The organism is Parvibaculum sp. (genome assembly GCF_049671045.1).
In the GTDB taxonomy this organism is placed as follows: Bacteria; Pseudomonadota; Alphaproteobacteria; order Parvibaculales; family Parvibaculaceae; genus Parvibaculum.
Map to the genome: position 1 here is coordinate 1 of NZ_JBATUH010000122.1, position 23,067 is coordinate 23,067.

The following is a 23,067-nucleotide window of genomic DNA, read 5'->3' on the forward strand; positions in this document are numbered from 1 at the left end:
GGTCGCGGCGGTCGTCGTCATGGCGGCGCGGCATCAGGATTTGCGATTCCGTGATGGGCGCGGGCCTGTCCTCGTCGTACTTCAACGCCAGCGCAGCGCGGGCGAACACTTCCGATTCCCCGGCGTCGAGCGTGATGGCGCGCATGGCATCGCGGGATTCCTGCGCCCGGTCGAAACCGTGCAGGACTTCGTAAGCGCCTTCGATGACGTGCCCGGCTACGTCGCCCTTGTGGGGCACGCGCACGTCCGCCACGGTGTCGCCGCAGACAAGGCCATTGCTGCAGACGAAACGAAACATTCCGGCCAGCATCTGATAGCTGCTGGTGCCGTCATGGGAGTTCAGCAGGATGATTTCGTTGGCCTCGCGGCCGTTGATCTGGCTGGCGTGGCGCAGCCGGATCATGTGCTTGGTGTAGTCGCGACGGTCGTCGTGGCGCACGCGGGTTTGCGTCACCATGAAAGGCTCGAAGCCTTCCCCGCGCAGTTCTTGCAGTACGGTCGCGGTGGGGATGTAGCTGTACCGCTCGGAGCGGCTTTCGTGCGGTGCCTCCGCAAAGATGGACGGGGCCACGGCCCGGATTTGGTCGTCGGACAAGGGACGTTCCGAACGCAGCACCGGGGAACGGGAAGCGAAGCGGGATGCGAGTTGCATGGCATTTCTCCTGACAAAGAAAAAAGGGGTTGCTGTTCACCGCACACCGGATTCCTAGATTCGGAAGCCCAGCCTTTCGGCGGTTCGGTGCGGTCGGCACGAGGAACCCGGTTGGCCCTGTTGCCACCGTCTTTCCTGAGTTCATCGCCCGCGACGGTCAGAGCGCGCGGACGGGGGCCGTCAAGGAGGCAAGCGCAGGGTTGGTGCGGCCCGCAGGCGCAGCCGAGGACACGGCCCTGCGCGCCTTGACGGCACACGGCCGCGGGCTACAGTCGCGGTGAAGGTGATGAAGTCAGGGGAGACGGTTGGACATGGCAACGGCCCCTCAGCACGCCGACAGCACGGCAAGCGAAGCGCGCAGGCCCGGATCTAGGAATCCGGGCCGGAGGCGTCAGCCGAGCGGAGCGAGGGAACGATGGAAGCCCGTCAGGGGCGAGACGCCGCAGGCGGCTCGATGCGCTACGCGCACGACAGCGCGACCGGCCATGTTTCTTGGCCGGGGACGCACGGACTCCAAGGCTCGATGTACAAGCTCATGCGCCAGTCATCGGGAAACAGGTTCGACAGCGGCTGCTGCGGTCTGGCCGATCCGGCGCAGCCGGTTCGGCGGCCTTTGAGGGGCGCCAAGCTCCGCGCGGCGGGGATAGCCCGCAGGGCTTTCCCCTGGAGGCAAGCGCAGCGCGCAGCGCCCCGTCAGGGGCACTTAGGCATCACGCCGAGTCGTCAGGACGCAGGCTGGATTCCGCAACCGGCATCCAAGGCGAAGTCGAGTTCAGGTAGTAGCGCCTGCCACGCGCATACAGCCCCGAAGGCTCGGTAGGCTGGTAGAACCCGGTGACGCGGCGCCGGAACTGCGCGCCAAACTCGTTGGTGTAGATCACCGCGTCGCCGATCTTGAAGCGCAAGGGCTGACCGTTCTCCGGCGCGAACGGCTTGAGCGCATCGTGTTGCGCCGTGATTTCGATGATGTAGTCGTGATGGCTGCTCATGGCATTGATCTCCTGCGAAGGTTGGGAAAGCGCAAGGAGCGCCTTGCGGCGCTCCAAGGGCTGGTTCAGACGACGACACGCCCGACCAACCGGGCATCGCGCGCGTAGGCGCTCAACCGCTTCTCGGCGCGGAAAGACAGGTCGCGCTCGATCGGCAGGCCCAGCCTGCCGCGCACGGTCGCCAGCTCGCCCAGGCTGACCCAGCCGATTTCCGGCATCCCCAGGCCCAGGTCGCAAAGACCAAAGGCGTGGTCGTGGTCATCGGGATCAATCTCGGTCAGCAGCCAGGTCGCGCCGGCATCCGGCGTGAACAGCTTGACGACGGGTGCCGGATCGAAGTCCGGGTTCTCCAAGGATTCGCGGCCGTTGGCCAGCAGCACGATGCGCTGCTCGTCAGTGATGAGTGCGTTGTTCATGGTGAACTCCTGAAAGGTTGCCGGGCGGAATTGCCCGCTCCTTCCGAGGCACGGCGCAGCGCAAGCAGTCAGGGGTCAACGACGACCGCCAGGACGCAAGCGCCATCGGCGCGCAGCCCTTGACGGCGAGAACGCCGTGGCACGATGAAGGGGACAGCAAGACCGCCTCCCTCGCACCTCCACGCACGCGGTTTTTGGCAAGCGAAGCGCGCAGGCCCGAATAGCAATCCGGGCCGGAGGCATCAGCGATGTGAAAGGCGGGCAGTTCTTAAATGCGCGCTCAGTCCCGGTGCAGATCGTCAACGATCATGGGATGACGGTGCCCGCCTCGGTCTGCTTGTTCGCGCAAGTGAGGATGATCTGGCGGTAGATGATCGTGGGCGATGTCGGAAGAATCACTAGCGGGCCAGAGCCACAGCGCCAGTCCCACTCCGACAAGACCAATCAGCGACATGATGATGAAGGTCGATTGCAGCCCAAAGGCAGCGCCGAAGCGACCGGCCAAGGGATAGCAAATGAGCCAACACGCATGGGACAGGGCGAATTGCGCGGCAAAGACCGCGGGGCGATCCTCGGGATGAGCGGAGCGGCGCAACAGCCGGCCGGAAGGTGTTTGCGCCACGCTGTAGCCGAAGCCGACCACCAACCAGATCACCACCAGAACGGCATAGGTCGGAATCATTGCCCCGGCTGCCGTTCCCACAACCAGCATCGTCGCTCCCGCAATCATGACAGGTCGATCAGCAATCTTGTCGAGCAGGCGAGGCAGCGCGAAGGCCGCAACCATCGACCCGCCTCCGAAGGCCGCCAGCGCCCACGCTACCTCGGATTCGCCCAGGCCAAAGCGTGCCTTCACGATGACCACCGTGTTCACGATCACCATTGACCCCGCTGCTGCCACAGCGAGGCTGATCGCCAGCAGACCCCGAAGGCGCGGCGTGGCGAGGTAAATGCGCGTGCCCCGCGTAGTACGATCCCATATGCCACGACACGGGCCGGGAACGGTTGTGGGAAGCCTCACGCTGACCACAAGCGCGGCTGACACGAGGAAGCCGAGAACCGTTCCGGCAAACAGGTTGTGGAAGCTGATGACCGTCAGTAGCGCGGCGGCCAGCATCGGGGAAATCAGGCTTTCCAAATCGTAGGCCAGCCGGGAAAGCGACAGTGCTTTCGTGTACTCGTCTTCGTCGGGAAGGATGTCCGGGATAGTGGCTTGAAAGGTCGGCGTGAAGCCTGCGGACGCCGCCTGCAAGACGAAGATCAGCAGATAGATTTGCCAGATTTCGCTGACAAAGGGCAGGCAGAGCGCAACGGATGCTCGTACTAGGTCAAGGGCAACGAGCAACGACCGTCGCGGCAGCCGGTCGGCGAACGCCTGCGCGACCGGGGCGACTCCGACATAGGCCAGCATCTTGATTGCGAGTGCCGTCCCGAGTACCGCGCCGGCATTCGCCCCGGCCAGATCGTAGGCAAGCAGGCCAAGGGCCACCGTCATCAGGCCGGTGCCGACAAGCGCAATCACCTGAGCGGCGAACAGGTGACGATAGGTACGGTTCTTCAGGACGGAGAGCATCGGCGGGCCTCAGAGCAGTTTGGTCAGTGCCTTCATTTCGGTCAAAACGGAGTCTTCGTCATGGGCCAGGCAATGGTCGATGTGGTCGTGGATCAGGACGCGCTTTGCGGCCGTCACCGCGCTTTCCACCGCCGCGAGCTGGCGGGCGATGTCGAGACAGGATTCGCCACTTTCGATCATCCCTATGACGTGCCGAAGATGACCATCGGCGCGTTTCAGCCGCTTCACGAGATCGGGATGGGTTGAGTGCTTGTGTGTCGCGTTCATGTGGCAATTGTATCCCCCCTGGGGGGATATGAAAAAGTGCGCCGCCCGCGAAGGAGCGACGCACCGAAGGCCGCACGACGCAATCAGCCCGCCGCCGGCGCTGTCATCGACTGCAACTGCTCGATCACGCCAGGCTCAACGAACACGCAAGCCTGCTCGTCCGCGATCGGCACGTTGAACACCTGCGCGAACACCGTGCGCCGCAGATGGGCCAGCCGGCCCGTCCGGTATGCCTGCTCGGGCTTCATGCGCCCGCCAGCCTGCGACCCGCTGCGCTGCGGATCGCATTCGACCAGCGCGACAAAGCCATCGTCGGCCAGCTTCTGATGCTCGGGGCACAGGCCCCAGCCGGTCGCCGTGTGGCGCTCCATGCTCGCGCGCAGGCGCTTGTCCAGCAGGATCGCGCCGGTGTCGAACGCCGTGCCGCAGACCAAGCAAACGTGCTGTTCGAGGGAAACGTGTGATTTGTCGTTCATGACGGTTCTCCGGTTGCAAGGGCGGAATTGCCCGGAACCGTCGCCCTCACGGCGCAGCGCAGCAGTCAGGGGTCGCAGACGGCCGCCAGGACGCAAGCGCGCAAGGCGCGCGCAGCCCTTGCACGGCGAGAACGCCGTGATACGGTGAAGGGACACAGCAAGACCGCCCCCTCACACCACCCCACGCACGCGGGTTTTTGGCAAGCGAAGCGCGCAGGCGCGGATCAGCGAGCCGGGCCGGAGGCGTCAGTGATGGAAGCCCGACAGGGGCGAGACTCGCGCAGCGAGGCTCGATGCGCAGCACGACAGCGCGACGGCGGTACGCCGGGACGCCCGACTGCTTGGGACAGGACTATTCGTTGTCGGTCTTGCGCTGCTCGATCTGCAACTGCGCCCGTTGCGTTGCTTGTTGCAGCCGCTCCACCAGCACGCCCCTCGGCGGCAAGGCGGTCAGGTACTCGGCGACGTGGATGCCCGACTTGTCCAACTCCAGCAATTCGATCTGCTCGCGCTTCTTGCCGGTGCAAAGGATGATCCCCAGCGGCGAGGCTTCCTCCGGCTCCCGTTCGTGCTTGTCCAGCCAGCGAAGATAAAGCTCCATCTGTCCCTTGAAAGCTGCCTTGAACTCGCCGACCTTCAACTCCACTGCCACCAGCCGCCGCAGCTTGCGGTTGTAAAACAGCAGGTCGAGGTGGAAATCCTCGCCGTCGATCTGGATGCGCTTCTGCCGGGCCACGAAGCTGAAACCCGCGCCCAGCTCCAACAAGAACGACTCCATTTCGCGGATGATCGCCGCCTCCAAGTCGCCTTCCTGCCAAGTGTCCCGCAGCCCCAGGAAGTCGAGGATGTACGGGTCGCGCATGACCAGGGCGGGCGACATGCGCTGCGCATCGCGCATCGTCGCCAGCTCGTGCGCGATCGTCTCGCCCGGCTTTTGAGACAGCGCCGTGCGCTCGTACAGCATCGAGTCGATGCGCTCGCGCAGCGTCCGGACGCTCCAGCGTTCGGCGCTCGCCATCTGCGCGTAATAGTCCCGCTGGAGCGGGTCTTTCAGCGGGATCAGGGCGATGAAGTGCGTCCAGCTCAATTCTCGTATCAGTGATACGAGAATCTGCTCGTCGGGGAAGGTGGCCGCGAACTGCACCATGCGGCGCAGGTTCTGCTCGGCAAAACTGCCGCCGTACTCCTTCACCAACTGCGCCGCCAGGGTGGGCAGGACTTCCTTGCCGTAGGCGCCCCGGCGTCCGTCCAAGACGTGCGTGCGGATGCGCTGGCCGATGCGCCAGTAGAGCATCGTCAGCTCGCTATTCACCGTCGTGGCGGCGCGCTGGCGCGCCGCCTCGATCAGTGCCCGAATGTCGCCCAGCAGCGCCGAAGGCGCTGCGGACGATGCTGCGGATGACCGGCGCGTGTTCATGCCGCCGCCTCCGCAAGCTGGCGCGCACCCGTGATGGCTTGGCGGCGGCTGGCCACCAGCTCGGCCGCATCGCGCACCGGCTTGTCCTCGGTGTGGACGTAGTGCATGAACATCGCCACGGTCTTGTGGCCCGTCAGCTTCATGCCCACTTTGGTCGGCACGCCCGAATTGGCAATGTCGGTGGTCGAGCGATGGCGGATGCCGTGCGTGCCGACGTGCGGGACGCCGGCGGCCTTGAGCACCCGGCACCAGCCGCCATAGTGCTCGCCAAAGGTCAGGTGCTTGGCCGGGTCGTTCGGCGATGGCAGGACGTAGGGGCAGCCCTCCCGGCGCGGCGCCGTCGAAAGCAGCCGATAGGCTTCCTCGCTCATGGGCTTGGAAATGCCGCCGACCTTGCTGTCGGGCCACACCACGCGCCGGTTCTCGAAGTCCAGCCAGCTCCATTCGAGCGGGCAGATTTCGGAGCGCCGGGCGGCGAACTCGAATTGCAGCCGGATCGCCAGCGGGATGACGTAGTTCTCCAGCCCCTCCGCCTCCAGCTTCTCCAACTGGCGGAAGATCCGCACCATTTCCTCGTCCACGATGAGCCGGGTTTCCTTGCCCGGCGGGTACATGGGGACGTGGCGGCACGGGTTCGTGCCGTCCGGGCGGTAGCCCCACACTTCGGCCAGGTTGAACATCTTGCGCAGCACGCCGAAGGTCTTGTTCGCCTCGGTCGGCTTGTAGGCCAGTTTCTCCATCAGCCCGGCAATGTCGGGCCGCTTCACGTCATGCACCTTCTTGCGGCCCAGCAGCGGGATGATGTTGCGGTCTATGACGCCCTGATAGCCGTCCTGCGTGCTGGGCTTGTTGCGCTTCTTGGAGTAGTCCTCCATGAACTTCTTGCACAACTCGGCCATCGTGGGCGCCTTGCGCGCCTCGGCCTTGGCGCCGCCGGGGTCGCCGCCCCGGCGAACCTCGGCCAGCCAGTCCTGTGCCTTGACTCGTGCCTGTTCGACGGTCAGCTCCCCGTACAGCCCCAGCGAGGGCTTGCGGGGCTGGCCGGAGTTCGTGCGGTACTGGAGCATGAACACCCGGCGGCCGGTCGGGGTAATCTTGCACAGGAAGCCGGGCACCACGGTATCTCGCAGTTCAACATCCTTGGCCTGGGGTTGGGCCGACTCCACGGCGGTCTTGGTGAGCTTGATCTTTGCCATGATGACTCCTCGGAACAACCCGGATTCCAGGAGCCAGATAGGAGCGGCGCGAGGGAAAACCGGGTCAAGTTTCAGAAAGCACCGGCATATGATGGACGCGCGTAAGTTATTGATAAACCTGCTGTATCTAGCTACGGCGCAGTCCAGCGAACTACCGGGCTGGAGTCATCGTGAAACAAAAAAAGGGGGCCGAAGCCCCCTTTTCACATGGTTAAGATTAACCGCCCCGACGCCCCAAAACGGCGCCCCAAAACGGCGCCCCCAAACGGAGCGTCGGAGCCGGCCCGCGCGGGCCTCAGTCGTGGCCTGCATTGGCCGCGACCGCCAGCGCCGCCTGAGCGGCGGCAAGGCGGGCGATCGGCACCCTGTAGGGCGAGCAGGACACATAGTTGAGGCCCACCCCCTCGCAGAAGGCGATGGACGCCGGGTCGCCGCCATGCTCGCCGCAAATGCCGAGCTTGATGCCGGGCCGGGCCTCGCGGCCGCGCTCCGCGGCGATGCTCACCAGTTCGCCCACGCCATCGGGATCGAGAGAGACGAAGGGGTCTTGGGAGATGAGCTTCTTGGCCATGTAGTCGTTCATGAAGCTCGCGGCGTCGTCCCGGCTGATGCCATAGGTGGTCTGGGTCAAGTCATTGGTGCCGAAGGAGAAAAACTCGGCCGACTTGGCGATCTCCCGGGCCATGAGGGCGGCGCGAGGCAGCTCGATCATGGTGCCGATCTGGTATTCGAGGCTGGCGCCCTTTTCCTTTTCGACGGCGCCCGCGACCGCGACGATCTTCTCCTTCAGCAGATCGAACTCGCCCTTCATGGCGACGAGCGGGATCATGACTTCCGGGATGACGGCCTCGCCCGTCTCGTTGGCGGCCTCGATGGCGGCCTCGAAAATGGCGCGCGCCTGCATCTCGTAGATTTCGGGATAGGTGATCCCGAGGCGGCAGCCGCGATGGCCGAGCATGGGGTTGAACTCGTGAAGCTCCTGCACACGCCGGGCGAGCCTGTCGGCCGGCATGCCGGTCGTTTCGGAGACCTGCGCGATCTCTTCCGGCGTCTTCGGCAGGAACTCGTGAAGCGGCGGATCGAGAAGGCGGATCGTGACCGGCAGCCCCTTCATGATGACGAAGAGCTGGCGGAAATCATCGCGCTGCATCGGCAGGATCTTCTGCAGCGGCGCGCGGCGTCCCTTCTCGTCATCGGCGAGGATCATCTGGCGGACGGCCACGATGCGGGTCTCGTCGAAGAACATGTGCTCGGTGCGGCAAAGGCCGATCCCCTCGGCGCCGAACTTGCGCGCCGTCATCGCGTCGACGGGCGTTTCGGCGTTGGTACGCACCTTCATGCGGCGATAAGTGTCGGCCCAGCCCATGAGCGTCGCGAAATCGCCTGAAAGCTCCGGCTGGAGCATCGGCACCTCACCCCTGATGACATGCCCGGTCGAGCCGTCCACGGTGATGATGTCACCCTTCTTCACCGTGACGCCCATCACGGTGAATTGCTCGGCCTTGTAGTCGATACGGATGGAGCCGACGCCCGATACGCAAGGCCGGCCCATGCCGCGCGCGACGACCGCCGCGTGGCTCGTCATGCCGCCGCGCGTGGTGAGAATGGCGACGGCCGAATGCATGCCGTGAATGTCTTCCGGGCTCGTCTCGATACGAACGAGAATGACGCGCCGCCCCTCGGCTCGCGCCGACGCCGCCTCGTCTGAGGAGAAGACGACCTCGCCGGACGCAGCGCCGGGCGATGCCGGAAGGCCGGTCGCGATGATGTCGCGCTCCGCATCGGGGTCGAGCGTGGGATGAAGAAGCTGGTCCAGCGCGGCCGGGTCGACGCGCGTCACCGCCGTCTTCTCGTCGATCAGCCCTTCCCGCGCCATGTCGATCGCGATCTTCAGCGCCGCCCGCGCCGTGCGCTTGCCCGAGCGCGTCTGAAGCATCCAGAGCTTGCCGTTCTGCACCGTGAACTCGACATCCTGCATGTCGCGATAGTGCTTCTCGAGGCGGTCGAAGACGGCCGTGAGCTGGGCGAAGACTTCCGGCATCGCCTCTTCCATCGAGGGCTTGCGATCGCTCGCCTCGAGCCGCGCCTTCTTCGTCAACGACTGGGGCGTGCGGATGCCAGCCACCACGTCCTCGCCCTGCGCATTGACCAGAAACTCGCCATAGATGGCATGTTCGCCCGTCGAGGGATTGCGCGTGAAGGCAACGCCCGTCGCGCTCGTCTCGCCCATATTGCCGAAGACCATGGCCTGCACATTGACCGCGGTGCCCCAGCCTTCGGGAATATTGTGAAGGCGGCGATAGGTCTCGGCGCGCGCATTGCGCCAGGAGCCGAACACGGCGCCGATGGCGCCCCAGAGCTGCTCGTTCACATCCTGCGGAAAGGGCTTTCCAAGCTCTTCCTCGATGCGCTCCTTGTAGAGCGCGATGACCCTCAGCCAGTCCTCGGCGGTAAGCTCCGTATCCAGATTGAATTCGTGCTCTTCCTTGTAATATTCGAGGATCTCCTCGAAATTGTGGTGATCGACGCCGAGCACCACGTCGGAATACATCTGGATGAACCGCCGGTAGCTGTCATAGGCGAAGCGCTTGTCGCCCGAGCGCAGCGCGAGCCCCTCGACGGTCGTGTCGTTGAGGCCGAGATTGAGCACCGTGTCCATCATGCCGGGCATGGAGGCGCGGGCGCCGGAACGCACGGAAACGAGAAGCGGGTTCCGCGCATCGCCGAAGCTCGCGCCGACCGACTGGCCCACAGCGGCAAGTGCGACCTCGACCTGGCTTGCGAGTTCGGCCGGGTACTGACGGTCGTTCGCATAGAAGGCGGTGCAGACTTTGGTGGTGATCGTAAAGCCCGGCGGCACGGGCAGGCCGAGATTGGACATCTCGGCGAGGTTCGCGCCCTTGCCGCCGAGAAGATTGCGCATCGACGCGGCGCCTTCCGCCTTGCCGTCACCGAAGGAATAGACCCACTTCTGTTCCGCCATTCGCTTACGCCTCTGGTTGGCCGTCACTTGCCCCTCATGGCCCGGTTCTTTCGGGCCATCCACGCCCCCCTTCGCCATTATTGGCTGGAAAGACGTGGCTGCCCCGCATGAGGCGGAGCATGAAGGCAAATCTTGAGCGCGAGGGAGCTTATCCCTCGACCTTGGAAAAATCAGCGACCTCGTGCAGCGCGGCGCGGATCAGCGAGAGGAGCCGCAGCCTGTTTTCGCGCACGTCCTTTTCATCCGCATTCACGGTCACCTTGTCGAAGAAGGCATCGACCGGCGCGCGTAGCCGCGCGAGCGCCGTCATGGCGGCGGCGAAATCCTCGCGGCCAATCGCATGCGTGGCCTCGGCGCGGGCCTCCTCGATGCGGTCGAAGAGCGCGCGCTCTTCGTCCTGGCGGAAAAGCGCCGGATCGGGCTCGCCGCCATAGCTCGCCTTGTCCTTCTTCTCCTCGATATTGAGAATGTTGACCGCGCGCTTGTAGCCGGCGAGGAGATTCTTTCCATCCTCGCTGCCCAGGAAATCGGACAGTGCCTCCACGCGCTTCACGATGAGGACGAGATCGTCCTGCGGCTGACCAAGCTGATTGAGCGCGAAGACCGCGTCCACGAGATCGTGTCGCGCGCCGCGATCGCGCAGATAGACCTTCAGGCGGTCGGCGAAGAAGGCGAGGAGATCCTGCCCGCTCGCGCCGAAAAGGCGAAGCAGATCGACGCGAATGCCGCTTTCGAGCACGATGCGAATGACGCCCAGCGCCGCGCGGCGAAGCGCGAAGGGGTCCTTCGAGCCGGTTGGCTTTTCGTCGATCGCCCAGAAGCCCGTCAGCGTGTCAATCTTGTCGGCGAGCGCGACGATCTTGCCGAGCGCCGAGGCGGGCACATCGTCCGAAGGGCCGAGCGGCGAATAATGCTCGGCGATGGCATCGGCGATCTCGTCGCCCAGGCCGTCGGCCTTCGCATAATAGGCCCCCATCAGGCCCTGCAATTCGGGGAACTCGAAGACCATGCCGGAGACGAGATCGGCCTTGGCGAGACGGCCCGCAAGCTCCGCCTTGTTCGGATCGACGCCCGGGATGACGGCGGCAAGCTCGCGCGCGAGCTTGGCGATGCGCTCGGCCTTTTCCCGCACGGTGCCGAGCTTCGCATGGAAGACGACTTCCTCGAGCTTCGGCAGGCGGCTTTCAAGCGTGTGCTTGCGGTCCTGATCCCAGAGGAAGCGCGCATCGGAGAAGCGGGCGCGCAGCACGCGCTCATTGCCGTTCACGATCGCCTTTCCGCCATCTTCCGCGACGAGATTGGCGACGACGACGAAGCGCGACGCGAGGCGGCCATTCGCCTCCTTGAGTGCAAAATATTTCTGGTTGGCGCGCATGGTGCTCGTCAGCACTTCCTGCGGCACGGACATGAACTCATCGTCGATGCGGCCGATGAGCGGCACCGGCCATTCGACGAGGCCCGCGACCTCGGCAAGCAGGCCCTCATCCTCGACGAGCTTCAGCCCCGCCTCCTCCGCGAGCCTGCGCGCGCCTTCATGGATCGCCTGCGCGCGCTCGGCCGGATCGAGAATGACCTTGTGCGCCTCGAGCTTCGCCACATAGTCGGCGAAATCCCTCACCGCGAATTCTTCCGGCCCCATGAAGCGATGGCCGCGCGTCACATCGCCCGAGGCGATGCCGTCGATCTCGAAGGGCACGACCTTGCCGCCAAGGAGGCAGACGATCGAATGCAGCGGACGCACCCAGCGAAGCGTGCCCGCACCCCAGCGCATCGACTTCGGCCAGGGAAAGGCGCGCACGGCTTCCGGCACGATCTCGGCCAGAAGCTCGGCGGTCGGGCGACCCTTCTTCTCGTTGACCGCGACATAGAAGGCGCCCTTCTTGTCCTCCTGCACCGTCGCCTCGTCGATGGAGGCAAGGCCAGCGGCGCGGAGAAAACCCTGGATCGCCTGTTCCGGCGCGCCGACCTTCGGCCCCTTGCGCTCTTCCTTCACGTCGGGCGTCTTTTCCGGCAGGCCCTCCATGACGAGTGCAAGGCGGCGCGGTGTCGCGAAGGCGCGCGTGGCCTTTGCCTCGACGCCCGCCGCCTTCAGCGCATCGGCGACGAGACGCGCAAGATCCTCGCTCGCGCGCTTCTGCATGCGGGCGGGAATTTCCTCCGAGAAGAGTTCGAGAAGAAGCTCGCTCATGCCGCACCCCCGGCCGGCGACTTCAGCCAGGCTTCGGCGCAGCCCTTGGCGAGCGCGCGGACGCGGCCGATATAGGCCTGCCGCTCGGTGACCGAGATCACGCCGCGCGCATCGAGCAGGTTGAAATTGTGGCTCGCCTTGATGCACTGGTCATAGGCGGGCAGCGCCAGCCCCTTGTCGAGCAGCGACTGGCATTCCTTTTCCGCATCCTCGAAATGGCGGAACAGCATCTCCGTGTTCGCATATTCGAAGTTGTGGGCGGAGAATTCGACTTCCGCCTGATGGAAGACCTCGCCATAGGTCACGCGGTCCTCGCCATCGGCACCGTTGAAATCGAGCTCGAAGCCGTTGTCGACGCCCTGGATATACATGGCGAGGCGCTCGAGCCCGTAGGTGAGTTCACCGGAGACGGGCGAGCAGTCGAAGCCGCCGACCTGCTGGAAATAGGTGAACTGCGAGACTTCCATGCCATCGCACCAGACTTCCCAGCCGAGCCCCCAGGCGCCCAGCGTCGGGCTCTCCCAGTCGTCCTCGACGAAGCGGATGTCGTGATTGGCGGGGTCGATGCCCAGTTCGCAGAGGCTGTCGAGATAGAGCTGCTGGATATTGTCCGGGCTCGGCTTCAGGATCACCTGGAACTGGTAGTAGTGCTGAAAGCGGTTCGGGTTTTCGCCGTAGCGCCCGTCGGTCGGCCGGCGCGAGGGCTGAACATAGGCCGCCTTCCAGGGCTTCGGCCCCAGCGCCCGGAGCGTCGTCGCGGGATGGAAGGTGCCCGCCCCCATCGACATGTCATAGGGCTGAAGAATGACGCAGCCCTGCCTGGCCCAGTATTGCTGGAGCGTCAGGATGAGGGACTGGAATGAGCGGTCGCGCTTCGCGGTCATCACATGCCGGGCTTCTTGCGGAATCAGGCGGGGCCTGAGGGCCCCGGGCGCGCGCAAACTAGCGGCTGGGAGGCTCAAGGGTCAAGCAAAGCGCCCTTCGTGACGGGCAGGCGCGCCATCCCTTATAATCCGGCCCAGCGCCGCACGCGCAGTCTCGAGGCAGGATGGAGAGGTTTTCCGGTGGCCGAGACTGAAATTCTGATCGGAAAGAGCGCTACCGGGGCCGAGACCCTCCTTCTGAGGCTCGCCAACCGGCACGGCCTCGTCACCGGCGCGACCGGCACCGGCAAGACGGTGACCCTTCAGGTGCTGGCCGAGGGGTTTTCCAATGCCGGCGTGCCGGTCTTTGCCGCCGACATCAAGGGCGACCTGTCGGGCCTCAGCCAGCCCGGCGACGGCAAGGAGCCCTTCCTCAGGCGCGCTCGGGAGATCGGCGTCGAATATGTGCCCGACCGGTTCCCGACCATCTTCTGGGACGTGCTCGGCGAACAGGGCCACCCGGTGCGCGCGACAATCTCCGAAATGGGGCCGCTCCTCCTCGCCCGCCTGCTCGATCTCAACGAGACGCAGGAAGGCGTGCTCAACATCGCCTTCCGCGTCGCCGACGAGCAGGGCCTGCTGCTTCTCGATCTCAAGGATCTCCGGGCCATGCTCGCCTTCGTGGCCGAGAACACGGCCTCGCTCGGCGCACGCTACGGCAATGTCTCGGCGCAATCGGTGGGCGCCATTCAGCGCCAGCTTCTGGTGCTGGAAAATCAGAGAGGCGAAAACTTCTTCGGCGAGCCCGCGCTCGAGATCGCCGATCTCATGCGGACGGACCGCGACGGGCGCGGCGTGGTCAGTATCCTCGCCGCCAATCGGCTGATGGACAATCCGCGCCTCTACGCGACCTTCCTGCTCTGGCTTCTGTCGGAGCTTTTCGAGGAACTGCCCGAAGTTGGCGATCTCGACAAGCCGAAGCTCGTCTTCTTTTTCGATGAGGCCCACCTCCTCTTCGACGGCGCGCCCAAGGCGCTCATCGAGGCCGTGGAGCGCGTTGTCAGGCTCATCCGTTCCAAGGGCGTCGGCGTCTATTTCGTAACGCAGAACCCGCTCGACATTCCCGAAAAGGTGCTGGCGCAACTCGGCAACCGCATCCAGCACGCGCTTCGCGCCTTCACGCCGCGCGACCAGAAAGCGGTGCGGGCGGCGGCCGAAACCTTCCGCCAGAATCCGGCCTTCAGGACGGAAGAAGCGATTCTTTCGCTTGGCGTCGGCGAGGCGCTCGTCTCCACGCTCGACGCGAAGGGCGTGCCGACCATGGTCGAACGGACGCTGATCGCCCCGCCCGGGGGCCGCGTCGGCCCGGCAAGCGATCAGGAGCGCCAGGCGATCATGGCCGCAAGCCCGGTGCGCGGACGCTACGACCGGATGATCGACCGCGAGTCGGCCTATGAGATGCTTCAGAGGCGAGCCGGAGAAGGCGCGCCGCCCCAGCGTGAAGCCGGGGCCAGCGGGTCCGTTCCCCGCAGCGGACCCTGGGGTCAGCCGGCGCCCGCGAACCCGCCCGCGCCATCGCGCGAGCGCGCCGAGCCCGCGCGGACACGGCAGACGCGCTCGGAGACGGAAAGGATCGTGACCAGCGTCGCCACTTCGGCGGCCCGATCCATCGGCACTCAGATCGGCCGGGCGATCTTCCGGTCCATTCTCGGCGGCATGACGAGGCGCTGAAGCGCCGGGCGGCTCAGCGCTGGTCTTCGGGCACGTAGACGCCGCGCTCGATCTCGCGCAGCGAGCCGAGGTCGCGCGGCTCCATGCTGGTTTTCGCACGCGCGCGCACCATCGCCTCGCGCTGCCGTTCGGCGGCGCGCAGGATCGCCCTATAGGCCGTATAGAAGGCCACCAGCAAAGCGGCGGCAAAGACGAGTCTGCTCATCGTCTTCATCCTCATTCGGGGCGCGCTCAGACAGGGCGCCAAATTCCATTAAAGTCCAAATCGGCTCCAAAGGGAACGGGCTTCGATGGCGGCGACGAGGCCGCGGGCAAAACCCTCGCCCAATCCGGCCGTTCCCTGCGCTTCAACGCGCGCGGCAAAGCCGATCCGTCGCTGCCAGAAGGGCTTTCGGCCGCCGACGAGCTTCAACCGCACGCGATCGCCGAATTTCTGCCGCATGATCGTCCTGAGATCGCCGAGCCCGTCGATCAGTCCGCGATCGAGCGCGGCCTGCCCGGCCCAGAATTCTCCCGTAAAGAGCCCGTCGGCGGGTTCGATGAGCCTGCCGCCCCGGCTGCGGCGCACAAGCGCCTTGAAATTGTCATGCACGTCGCGCTGAAGCGCCTCGAGGCGCAGCACATCTTCGGGCTTTTCGGGCCTGAAGGGGTCGAGCATCGCCTTGCTCTCGCCGGCCGTATGCACGCGGCGCTCGATGCCGAGCTTCTCGATGAGCCCCGCAAAGCCGAAGCCCGCCGAGACGACCCCGATCGAACCGATGATCGAGCTTTCATCGGCATAGATCTCGTCGGCCGCGCAGGCGAGCATATAGCCGCCGGAAGCGGCGACATCCTCGGCGAACGCATAGACGGGAAGCTCCTTTTCCTGCGCGAGCGCCCGGATGCGCTTGTAGATGAGGGATGACTGCACCGGCGAGCCGCCCGGCGAATTGATGACGAGGGCGACCGCCTTCACCCCGCGCATGCCGAAGGCCGCCTCGAGCGGGCCGATGACGGACGCAAAGTCGATGCCGCCCCTGAGCGGCATCGCCATGCCGATCGGGCCGTTGAGCCTCAGCACGGCGACGCTCGCGCGGGGCTGCCAGTCCGGCGCGAAGCGCTGGCGCAGGGAAGCGGGAAGAAAGCGGGCAATGAGGTCCTTCATCGGCATCGTTTCTTTCAATCGGGCTGGTCGAGCAGAAGGCCCGCGCCGTCGCGCAGGACCGCCTCGGCGCGTTCGGTGAAGCGGCCATCCCTGCCGTGCAGCACGAGGCCCGCACGCAGGCTCAGCGGCGCCCGCGAGCCCCTGACGCCCCGCACGATGACGCGCGAGGCGGGCTTGCCCGCCGCCGGCCAGAGCGGAAATATCTCGATCCCGCCCACATGGCCCTCAAGCGCCGAAAGAAGCCCCGCCAGCGCATCCGCCCGGTGGATGAAAGTCACGGTGCCCTTGGGGCGCGCCATCACGCAGGCGAAGCGCACCCAGTCGACGAGGTTCGAGCCCAGCGTCACATGTGCCTGCGCCTTGCCCCGGTCTGGCGGAATTGCCGTCGCGTCGGGATGGTAAAAGGGCGGGTTCGCGAAGACGTGATGCCAGCTCTGCGGTTCGAGCCCGAGTGCGGCAAGATCGCGCACGGGGGCACCGATATCGCCTTCGAGGAATGAGATGCGGGGCGCGAGATCGTTGCGCCGGGCGTTTTCCCGCGCCATGCGCACGAGATCGTGCTGAAGCTCGAGCCCGGTGATTTCAGCGTCGGGCACGCGCGAGCCAAGACAAAGCGACGCGACGCCGACGCCCGAGCCCGCCTCCAGCGCGCGCTCGCCCGCCCGCAGGGGAATGGAGGCCGCGAGCAGCACCGCATCAATGCCGGCGCGATAGCCCTTCGCCGGCTGGAGGAGACGCAGGCGCCCGCCCAGAAAACCGTCATCGGTGCATGATGCGTCGAAAGATACCTGCGCCGCAGCCTCTGCGTGATTTTCGCCTGCCTGCACGATCATGTCTCCTGCCCGCTCCGCGACAGCCGCCGCACATCGTCGAGGATGCGCTCCGCCTCGCCGAGATCGTCGTCGCCCACCATGATACGACGCGGCAATATCCCGAGCGAGCCCTCCACGATGCTCGTGTGAGTGTCGAGAGTGAGCGCCTCTATCCCCGCCTCGCGCAGGCGATGCTCGAGATAGGACAGCAGCACGATGTCATTCGTCCGGGTTAGTTCTTTCATCGCCTTTCGAGGCCTCGCAAGCCATTGCCGGGCCCATTACATACGCGAGAGCGGCATTGCCGCCACACTTGCCGCACGGGATGAGCCCTCTTATGCTGCGGTCCAGACTAACACATTTCCAGATTGTATTTTCAGGAGCGAAAATTGGGAGTCGTTGTCCCGCTGGAGGACGAACGGGGGCGCAGTCAGAACGCCGTCGCTCAGTTGCAGGCCCTGGTCCGCGACGACATGGAGGACGTGAACGAATTCATCCGTGAACGGATGAGTTCGGACGTTCCCATGATCCCTGAACTTGCAAGCCACCTCATCAATTCGGGCGGCAAGCGGCTTCGCCCCATGCTCACCATCGCCGCCTCGCGGCTTTGCGGCTATACGGGCGGAGATCACATCAAGCTCGCGGCGAGCGTCGAGTTCCTGCACACGGCCACACTCCTCCATGACGATGTGGTCGACGAAAGCGACCTCCGCCGCGGCCAGAAGACGGCCCGCATGGTCTGGGGCAATCAGGCGAGCGTGCTCGTGGGCGACTTCCTGCTCGGCCGCGCCTTTCGGCTCATGGTCGAGACGCGCTCGCTCCGCGCGCTCGAAATCATCGCCAATGCCGCCTCGATCATCGCCGAGGGCGAGGTGATGCAACTCGCCGCCGCCAAGGATACCGGCACCACCGAAGACGCCTATATGCGTGTGATCGCCGCCAAGACGGCGGCGCTTTTCGCCGCCGCGACCGAGGTTGGTGCCGTCATCGCCGACAGGAGCGCGGGCGAAGCCGCCGCTCTCGAATCCTATGGCCGCAATCTCGGAATCGCCTTCCAGCTCGTCGATGACGCGCTCGATTATGGCGGCCGCGCGGCCTCTCTCGGCAAGAATGTCGGCGACGATTTCCGCGAGGGAAAAATCACCCTGCCCGTGGTGCTCGCCTTCCGGCGCGGCGGCACGGAGGAGCGCGCCTTCTGGGAACGCACGCTCACACAGGGCGACCGGCGCGAGGGCGATCTCGACCACGCGAAGGACCTGATGACGAAGCACGGCGCGATCGAGGACACCATCGCCCGCGCGCGCCATTATGGCTCCATCGCCAAGGATGCGCTGGCGATCTTCCCGGACGATCCCTACCGGCAGGCGCTGATCGATCTCGTCGATTTCTGCATCAGCCGGACCTATTGAGCCCGTCCTGAGCCCATGCTGAGCCCTGGCCCGCACGGGCGGCGAAGCGCTCAAGGGCCAGGCGCGGCAGGGCTCGGCACCACCCACCATTTCGGATGCGCGCGGGAAATCTCCGCAGCGGCGGCGCGCGCCTCCGGTTCCTCCGCGAAGATGCCGAAGCAGGTGGCGCCCGAGCCCGACATGCGGGCGAGGCGGCAGCCGGGGCTGGCCCTTAGCGCCGCAAGAACGAGGCCGATCGCGGGGGCGAGCCTCATGGCCGGGGCTTCGAGATCGTTTCCGTTCTCCTCGAGCCAGCCGACCAGCGCATCGAGCGTGGGCATGGGCGGGAGTTCGGGCGCCGCGGTCATTTCCGTGAAGGGCCCGGCCTCCAACGCCCTGAAGACGGCGGCGGTCGAAAGGGCGACGCCCGGATTGACCAGCACGAACCAGAAGCGCGGCAGCGCGCCCAGGCGGAGGATGAATTCGCCGACGCCCCACATGAGAGCGGGTCGCGGCTCGATGCATACGGGAATGTCGGCGCCGAGACAGAGCGCGAGCGAGGAAATCGAAGGCTCGTCCAAATCTGCATGCCAGAGGCGCGCAAGGCCGCGCAGCGCCGCTGCCGCATCGGCCGAGCCCCCGCCGATGCCGGAGGCCACGGGCAGGTTCTTCTCGAGCGTCATGCGCGCGCCCGCGCTGCCGCCGACCCGCTCGCGCAGCAGGCGCGCGGCGCGGAGCACGAGATTGTCCTCCTCCCCGGCAAGCGACGGCGCGAAGGGGCCGGTGAGGCCGAGCGTAATCTCGTCAGCCGGTTCGAGGGTCAGGCGGTCTCCCGCCTCCGCGAAGACGACGAGGCTCTGCAATTCGTGATAGCCGTCGGCGCGGCGGCCGAGGACCTTGAGCGAAAGATTGACCTTCGCCCGCGCCCGTTCTTCGAGAGGCTTCGCGGCAGCCAAGGCTCAGGAGCCGGGCGGCAAGGGGGCGTAGCGCTTGTGGTCCGCCTCCGCCGTATCGAGACCGAATTCGAGCTTCTTCTTCAGAAGGGGAATGCGGTCCTTCTCGGGCTTCATTTCAAGCGCATGGCTCCACTGGAACCGCGCCTCGATCTTGCGGCCCACCTTCCACATCGCATCGCCCAGATGCTCGTTGATCGTCGGATCGCCGGGCTCGAGCTCCACTGCGCGCTCCAGATATTCCGTCGCCTGCTTGTAATCGCCGAGGCGGTAATGCGCCCAGCCGAGGCTGTCGACGATGAAGCCGTCGGTCGGCCGCAACTCGACCGCCTTCTCGATCATGGCGAGCGCTTCGGTCAGATGCACGCCCTGCTCGATCCAGGAATAACCGAGATAGTTGAGCACGAGCGGATGATCGTCGGAGAGCTTGAGCGCGAGCTTCAGATCGCGTTCGGCCTCGGGCCATTGGCCGAGCCGCTCGTTGCAGATGCCGCGCGCGTAATAGAGCGTCCAATGCGCGGGCTTCGGCGCGCCCGCGAGCGCAATGGCGCGCGTATATTCGATGCCGGCCTCGGCATATTTCTCCTTGCCGCGATAGACATCGCCCAGCGCGATGACGGGCTCGATCGACGAGGGGAACCTGTCGGCGGCCTTGTTGAGCACGTCGATCGCTTCGGCGTCCCTGTCCAGCCGGTTGAGATCGAGCGCCTTCTGGATGAGAGCATTCTGGTAGAGCGGCGAGGAAGCCGCCACCGCGTCATAGGAGGCGATCGCATCCTCCCAGCGCTTCTGCTCCTCGTAGAAATCGGCAAGCAGCGTGCGCGCCACATCGAAGTCCGGCCGCATCCAGATCGCAAGCTGGAGATAGAGTTCGGAAAGCTCGTTGCCCCGGTCCTGCGCCAGCGCGCTGCCAAGCCCGTAAAGCGCCTCGGCGACGCCTTCGGCGGCGTTGCCGATGAGCGGCTTCATCGTCTTGTTCGAGGCGATCTCGGCGAGCGACGCCTTGGCGAGGGGGTGGTCCGGCGCCATCGCGATATATTGGTCGAGCGCGGCCCGGGCCTCGTCCACCCTGCCCTGACGGTCGAGAAAGCTCGCATAGGCCTGCACGATGCGGATCGAGGTCGCGCCGCTCGTGTCCATCGCCTGCCGGTAGCTTTGCTCCGCGCCCTTGGCATCGCCGAGCATGTCGAGAATGAGCGCCGTGTGATAGGCGCGGAAGAGATCGAAGGCGGGCTTGCCCTCGAAGGCCTTCAGTTCGTTGAGTGCGAGCGCCTTGTCGCCTTCGCCGGCCGCGGCCCAGGCCTTGGTGAGCGCCCCCACCAGAGCGACGAAGGCTCCCGTTTCGGCATTGCCGATCTCGGCCCGCGCCTCCCTGTAGTCGGATTTGCGGATCGCGTTCAGGGAGAGCACGAGGCGCGCCATGCGGTGGCGCGGCGCGAGCTTGACGAGACGGCGGGCAAGCGTGACCGCGCGGTCCATGTCGCCGGAATTGAGCGCCACCATGAAGGCGCGCTCGATGATGACGGAATTTTCGGGATCGGCGGCCAGAGTGCGGTCGAAATATTTTTCCGCCGCCTTCCCCTCATGCACCGATCCTGCGAAGCGTGCGGCCAGATAGTCGCCATAAGGCGTCTCGGCGCGGCGGTCGGCGAAAAGGCCGGTGCCCGCGCATCCCTGCAGCAGGACGAGCAGACCGCGCGCCAGGGCGCCGAGACCCCAGCGGGACGCACCCGAGCGAGAGGTGCCCAGGTGCCGCTCCGAAGCCATCGACATCGACGCCATCTACCGTCTTGCCTCTAGAACACACGACCGCCGATCGCCGGAAGGCCGGGAGAATTCATTGACCGCAGGCGCAATGGTGCCGTCGTCCTCCCCGGGACACAGTTCGAGCGCGATCCGCGAAGATCGCGCTCGAGGGGCTCGCCGGCCATCGCGGCTTGTGAGCTTAGCCTATCCGGAGGCTGAGGGATATGAGCCGCTTTCGGACAGCGCGCTCACATATTCGGGTAATTCGGGCCGCCACCACCTTCCGGCACGGTCCAGTTGATGTTCTGCGTCGGATCCTTGATGTCGCAGGTTTTGCAGTGGACGCAGTTCTGCGCGTTGATCTGGAAGCGCGGATTCGAGCCGTCCGCATCCCGCACAACCTCATAGACACCCGCCGGGCAGTAGCGCTGCGCCGGCTCGGCGAAGGTCGGCAGATTGTAGGCGATCGGGATTGCCGGGTCCTTGAGCCTGAGGTGGACGGGCTGATCTTCCTCGTGATTGGTCGCGGACATGAAGACCGAGGAGAGCTTGTCGAAGGACACCTTGCCATCGGGCTTGGGATAGTCGATCGGCTTACACTCGGACGCCTTCTTCAGCGTCTCGTGATCGGCCTTGCCATGCTTCAGCGTGAAGGGCAGACCGATGCCGAGATTGTTCATCCACATGTCGAAGAAGCTGAAGCCCATGCCGATGATCGTGCCGAAGCGCGAGAGGAAGGGCTTCACGTTGCGGACGCGCTTCAGGTCCTTGTAGACGGGGCTGTCGATATAGGCGTCGGCATAGGCACTGAGCTCGTCCGACTGACGGCCGGCCTTCACGGCCTCGAAGGCCGCTTCCGCGCCCATCATGCCGGTCAGCATGGCGTTGTGGCTGCCCTTGATGCGCGGCACGTTGACGAAGCCCGCCGAACAGCCGATGAGCGCGCCGCCCGGGAACACGAGCTTCGGCACCGACTGGAAGCCGCCTTCGGTGATGGCGCGCGCGCCATAGGCGATGCGCTTGCCGCCCTCGAATGTGTCGCGGATCGCCGGATGGGTCTTGAAGCGCTGGAACTCGTCGAAGGGCGAGAGGTAGGGGTTCTTGTAGTTCAGGTGAACGACGAAGCCCACCGAGACGAGATTCTCGCCGAAGTGATAGAGGAAGGAGCCGCCGCCGGTCTGGTCGTTGAGCGGCCAGCCCAGCGTGTGCTGAACCTTGCCCTTCTGGTGCTTGGCGGGATCGATCTCCCAGACTTCCTTGAGGCCGATGCCGAACTTCTGCGGATCGCGGCCCTCGTCGAGCTTGAACTTGCGGATCAGCTCCTTGGTCAGCGAGCCACGCGCGCCTTCGGCGAAAAGCGTGTACTTCGCGCGAAGCTCCATGCCGCGGGTGTAGCTGTCCTTGTGGTGGCCGTCCTTCCCGATGCCCATGTCGCCGGTCGCGACGCCGCGCACCGAGCCGTCCTCATTGTAGAGAACTTCCGCACCCGCAAAGCCCGGATAGATTTCGACGCCGAGTTCCTCGGCCTTGGTGGCGAGCCAGCGGCAGAGATTGGCGAGGCTGCCGATATAGTTGCCGTGATTGTTCATCAGCGGCGGGTAGAGGAAGCTCGGAATGGTGATGCTGCCGGCCGGGCCGAGGTAGATGAAGTGATCGGAAGTCACGGGCGTGTCGAGCGGCGCGCCCTGCTCCTTCCAGTCCGGGATGAGCTTGTTGAGGCCGATCGGATCGATGACGGCGCCCGAGAGAATGTGAGCACCGACTTCGGAGCCCTTCTCGATCAGACACACCGACAGATCGAAATCCTGCTCGGCGGCAAGCTGGCGCAGGCGAATCGCAGCGGACAGACCCGCCGGGCCGCCGCCGACGATCAGCACGTCGTATTCCATGAATTCGCGCTCGGGCGTCGCGTCGCTCATAAATCCTCTCCTCGAAGGGCAGGCTCTCTGGTTGGGGGCACTTTATGGTGCTTCACTTGCCATTGGTCAACAATACGCCGCCCCGTGCTAGTCTGGAGCATCCTTGTTCAATTCCGTGCCAGTGAAGCGACGAAACCCATGTCCGCCTCGGGGGAACCCGCCAAAACTTTGACATATGAAGAGGCGCTGGCGCTCCTCGCCTTCCAGGTCGAGGCGGGCGCGGGCGAAGCCTTCGCCGACGAGCCCGTCAATCGCTATGAGCTCGCGGCCGAGCCAGCCGGAAGCGCCGAACGGCGGGTGGCGGCCGAGTCGGGCGAAGCCGGAACACCCGCGCCCCGCCGCGCGCCGCTCGCC

Annotated in this window: 20 protein-coding genes and 1 pseudogene; 3 read left to right on the forward strand and 18 right to left on the reverse strand. The window is 65.5% G+C overall.

The window, feature by feature from the left end; genetic code table 11:
- From WBG82_RS14505 to WBG82_RS14555, 11 genes are all read right to left on the reverse strand, one after another.
- Positions 1-652, reverse strand: a 652-nt coding sequence (locus WBG82_RS14505; RefSeq protein ID WP_424425405.1) for a DUF932 domain-containing protein, incomplete at its 3' end; no start/stop codon positions are given.
- 710 nt (positions 653-1,362) lie between these two features.
- A complete protein-coding gene (locus WBG82_RS14510; protein WP_023114169.1) occupies positions 1,363-1,641 on the reverse strand; it encodes a hypothetical protein in 279 nt (92 codons plus the stop codon).
- Between the two features lie 65 nt (positions 1,642-1,706).
- A complete protein-coding gene (locus WBG82_RS14515; protein ID WP_023114168.1) occupies positions 1,707-2,057 on the reverse strand; it encodes a DUF2958 domain-containing protein in 351 nt (116 codons plus the stop codon).
- A gap of 280 nt (positions 2,058-2,337) precedes the next feature.
- Positions 2,338-3,630 carry an MFS transporter gene (locus tag WBG82_RS14520; RefSeq protein ID WP_049097141.1) on the reverse strand — a complete coding sequence of 431 codons (1,293 nt, stop codon included), beginning with the start codon at positions 3,628-3,630 and terminating at the stop codon, positions 2,338-2,340.
- 9 nt (positions 3,631-3,639) lie between these two features.
- A complete protein-coding gene (locus tag WBG82_RS14525) occupies positions 3,640-3,897 on the reverse strand; it encodes a metal-sensing transcriptional repressor (RefSeq protein WP_003111693.1) in 258 nt (85 codons plus the stop codon).
- A gap of 83 nt (positions 3,898-3,980) precedes the next feature.
- A complete protein-coding gene (locus WBG82_RS14530; protein ID WP_023114166.1) occupies positions 3,981-4,373 on the reverse strand; it encodes a hypothetical protein in 393 nt (130 codons plus the stop codon).
- Positions 4,374-4,725: 352 nt separating this feature from the next.
- Positions 4,726-5,790, reverse strand: coding sequence for a PDDEXK nuclease domain-containing protein (locus WBG82_RS14535; RefSeq protein WP_424425410.1), 1,065 nt, complete (start codon positions 5,788-5,790; stop codon positions 4,726-4,728).
- A complete protein-coding gene (locus WBG82_RS14540; protein WP_023114164.1) occupies positions 5,787-6,986 on the reverse strand; it encodes a tyrosine-type recombinase/integrase in 1,200 nt (399 codons plus the stop codon). Before WBG82_RS14540 ends, WBG82_RS14535 begins: the two co-directional genes overlap by 4 nt.
- A 295-nt stretch (positions 6,987-7,281) precedes the next feature.
- Positions 7,282-9,969, reverse strand: a complete 2,688-nt coding sequence (gene ppdK / locus WBG82_RS14545) for a pyruvate, phosphate dikinase (protein ID WP_424425413.1) — start codon at positions 9,967-9,969, stop codon at positions 7,282-7,284.
- Positions 9,970-10,117: 148 nt separating this feature from the next.
- The gene (glyS, locus tag WBG82_RS14550; RefSeq protein ID WP_424425415.1) at positions 10,118-12,157 is read right to left on the reverse strand and encodes a glycine--tRNA ligase subunit beta; all 2,040 of its coding nucleotides are present in this window, start codon (positions 12,155-12,157) and stop codon (positions 10,118-10,120) included.
- Complete coding sequence (locus WBG82_RS14555) at positions 12,154-13,041, reverse strand: glycine--tRNA ligase subunit alpha (RefSeq protein ID WP_324297090.1); 888 nt, start codon at positions 13,039-13,041, stop codon at positions 12,154-12,156. Before WBG82_RS14555 ends, glyS begins: the two co-directional genes overlap by 4 nt.
- A 180-nt stretch (positions 13,042-13,221) precedes the next feature.
- Here WBG82_RS14555 and WBG82_RS14560 point away from each other — a divergent pair, with 180 nt between their 5' ends.
- Positions 13,222-14,751, forward strand: a complete 1,530-nt coding sequence (locus WBG82_RS14560) for a helicase HerA-like domain-containing protein (protein WP_424425417.1) — start codon at positions 13,222-13,224, stop codon at positions 14,749-14,751.
- Positions 14,752-14,764: 13 nt separating this feature from the next.
- Here WBG82_RS14560 and WBG82_RS14565 read toward each other — a convergent pair whose 3' ends face one another.
- The 4 genes from WBG82_RS14565 to WBG82_RS14580 are packed head-to-tail and all read right to left on the reverse strand — an operon-like array spanning position 14,765 to position 16,952.
- Positions 14,765-14,956 carry a hypothetical protein gene (locus WBG82_RS14565; protein WP_424425419.1) on the reverse strand — a complete coding sequence of 64 codons (192 nt, stop codon included), beginning with the start codon at positions 14,954-14,956 and terminating at the stop codon, positions 14,765-14,767.
- A gap of 48 nt (positions 14,957-15,004) precedes the next feature.
- A complete protein-coding gene (locus WBG82_RS14570) occupies positions 15,005-15,895 on the reverse strand; it encodes a S49 family peptidase (protein ID WP_424425432.1) in 891 nt (296 codons plus the stop codon).
- Between the two features lie 14 nt (positions 15,896-15,909).
- The gene (locus WBG82_RS14575) at positions 15,910-16,722 is read right to left on the reverse strand and encodes a tRNA1(Val) (adenine(37)-N6)-methyltransferase (RefSeq protein ID WP_424425421.1); all 813 of its coding nucleotides are present in this window, start codon (positions 16,720-16,722) and stop codon (positions 15,910-15,912) included.
- Positions 16,723-16,724: 2 nt separating this feature from the next.
- Positions 16,725-16,952 carry a DUF2007 domain-containing protein gene (locus WBG82_RS14580; protein WP_424425423.1) on the reverse strand — a complete coding sequence of 76 codons (228 nt, stop codon included), beginning with the start codon at positions 16,950-16,952 and terminating at the stop codon, positions 16,725-16,727.
- A gap of 144 nt (positions 16,953-17,096) precedes the next feature.
- On the opposite strand from WBG82_RS14580, the gene WBG82_RS14585 reads away from it, so the two are divergent.
- Positions 17,097-18,116, forward strand: a complete 1,020-nt coding sequence (locus WBG82_RS14585; protein ID WP_424425425.1) for a polyprenyl synthetase family protein — start codon at positions 17,097-17,099, stop codon at positions 18,114-18,116.
- A gap of 50 nt (positions 18,117-18,166) precedes the next feature.
- Here WBG82_RS14585 and WBG82_RS14590 read toward each other — a convergent pair whose 3' ends face one another.
- The 3 genes from WBG82_RS14590 to WBG82_RS14600 form a co-directional block, all read right to left on the reverse strand.
- On the reverse strand, positions 18,167-19,051 hold the full coding sequence (locus tag WBG82_RS14590; RefSeq protein ID WP_424425426.1) for a 4-(cytidine 5'-diphospho)-2-C-methyl-D-erythritol kinase: 885 nt from the start codon (positions 19,049-19,051) through the stop codon (positions 18,167-18,169).
- Positions 19,052-19,054: 3 nt separating this feature from the next.
- Entirely contained in the window at positions 19,055-20,821 is a 1,767-nt protein-coding gene (locus tag WBG82_RS14595) for a tetratricopeptide repeat protein (RefSeq protein ID WP_424425428.1), read from the reverse strand.
- A 221-nt stretch (positions 20,822-21,042) separates the two neighbouring features.
- Positions 21,043-22,713: an electron transfer flavoprotein-ubiquinone oxidoreductase gene (locus tag WBG82_RS14600; RefSeq protein WP_424425430.1), complete on the reverse strand. Its 1,671-nt coding sequence runs from the start codon at positions 22,711-22,713 to the stop codon at positions 21,043-21,045.
- Positions 22,714-22,881: 168 nt separating this feature from the next.
- Between WBG82_RS14600 and WBG82_RS14605 the strand changes: the two are divergent.
- Positions 22,882-23,067, forward strand: a pseudogene (locus WBG82_RS14605) (hypothetical protein); the annotation flags it as partial.

What these genes read in the sequence shown, in the direction of transcription:
- WBG82_RS14510 (WP_023114169.1), bottom strand. Translation starts at nt 1,641, where the DNA reads ATGAGCAGCCATCACGACTACATCATCGAAATCACGGCGCAACACGAT.
- WBG82_RS14515 (WP_023114168.1), bottom strand. Translation starts at nt 2,057, where the DNA reads ATGAACAACGCACTCATCACTGACGAGCAGCGCATCGTGCTGCTGGCC.
- WBG82_RS14520 (WP_049097141.1), bottom strand. Translation starts at nt 3,630, where the DNA reads ATGCTCTCCGTCCTGAAGAACCGTACCTATCGTCACCTGTTCGCCGCT.
- WBG82_RS14525 (WP_003111693.1), bottom strand. Translation starts at nt 3,897, where the DNA reads ATGAACGCGACACACAAGCACTCAACCCATCCCGATCTCGTGAAGCGG.
- WBG82_RS14530 (WP_023114166.1), bottom strand. Translation starts at nt 4,373, where the DNA reads ATGAACGACAAATCACACGTTTCCCTCGAACAGCACGTTTGCTTGGTC.
- WBG82_RS14535 (WP_424425410.1), bottom strand. Translation starts at nt 5,790, where the DNA reads ATGAACACGCGCCGGTCATCCGCAGCATCGTCCGCAGCGCCTTCGGCG.
- WBG82_RS14540 (WP_023114164.1), bottom strand. Translation starts at nt 6,986, where the DNA reads ATGGCAAAGATCAAGCTCACCAAGACCGCCGTGGAGTCGGCCCAACCC.
- ppdK (WP_424425413.1), bottom strand. Translation starts at nt 9,969, where the DNA reads ATGGCGGAACAGAAGTGGGTCTATTCCTTCGGTGACGGCAAGGCGGAA.
- glyS (WP_424425415.1), bottom strand. Translation starts at nt 12,157, where the DNA reads ATGAGCGAGCTTCTTCTCGAACTCTTCTCGGAGGAAATTCCCGCCCGC.
- WBG82_RS14555 (WP_324297090.1), bottom strand. Translation starts at nt 13,041, where the DNA reads ATGACCGCGAAGCGCGACCGCTCATTCCAGTCCCTCATCCTGACGCTC.
- WBG82_RS14565 (WP_424425419.1), bottom strand. Translation starts at nt 14,956, where the DNA reads ATGAGCAGACTCGTCTTTGCCGCCGCTTTGCTGGTGGCCTTCTATACG.
- WBG82_RS14570 (WP_424425432.1), bottom strand. Translation starts at nt 15,895, where the DNA reads ATGAAGGACCTCATTGCCCGCTTTCTTCCCGCTTCCCTGCGCCAGCGC.
- WBG82_RS14580 (WP_424425423.1), bottom strand. Translation starts at nt 16,952, where the DNA reads ATGAAAGAACTAACCCGGACGAATGACATCGTGCTGCTGTCCTATCTC.
- WBG82_RS14595 (WP_424425428.1), bottom strand. Translation starts at nt 20,821, where the DNA reads ATGTCGATGGCTTCGGAGCGGCACCTGGGCACCTCTCGCTCGGGTGCG.
- WBG82_RS14600 (WP_424425430.1), bottom strand. Translation starts at nt 22,713, where the DNA reads ATGAGCGACGCGACGCCCGAGCGCGAATTCATGGAATACGACGTGCTG.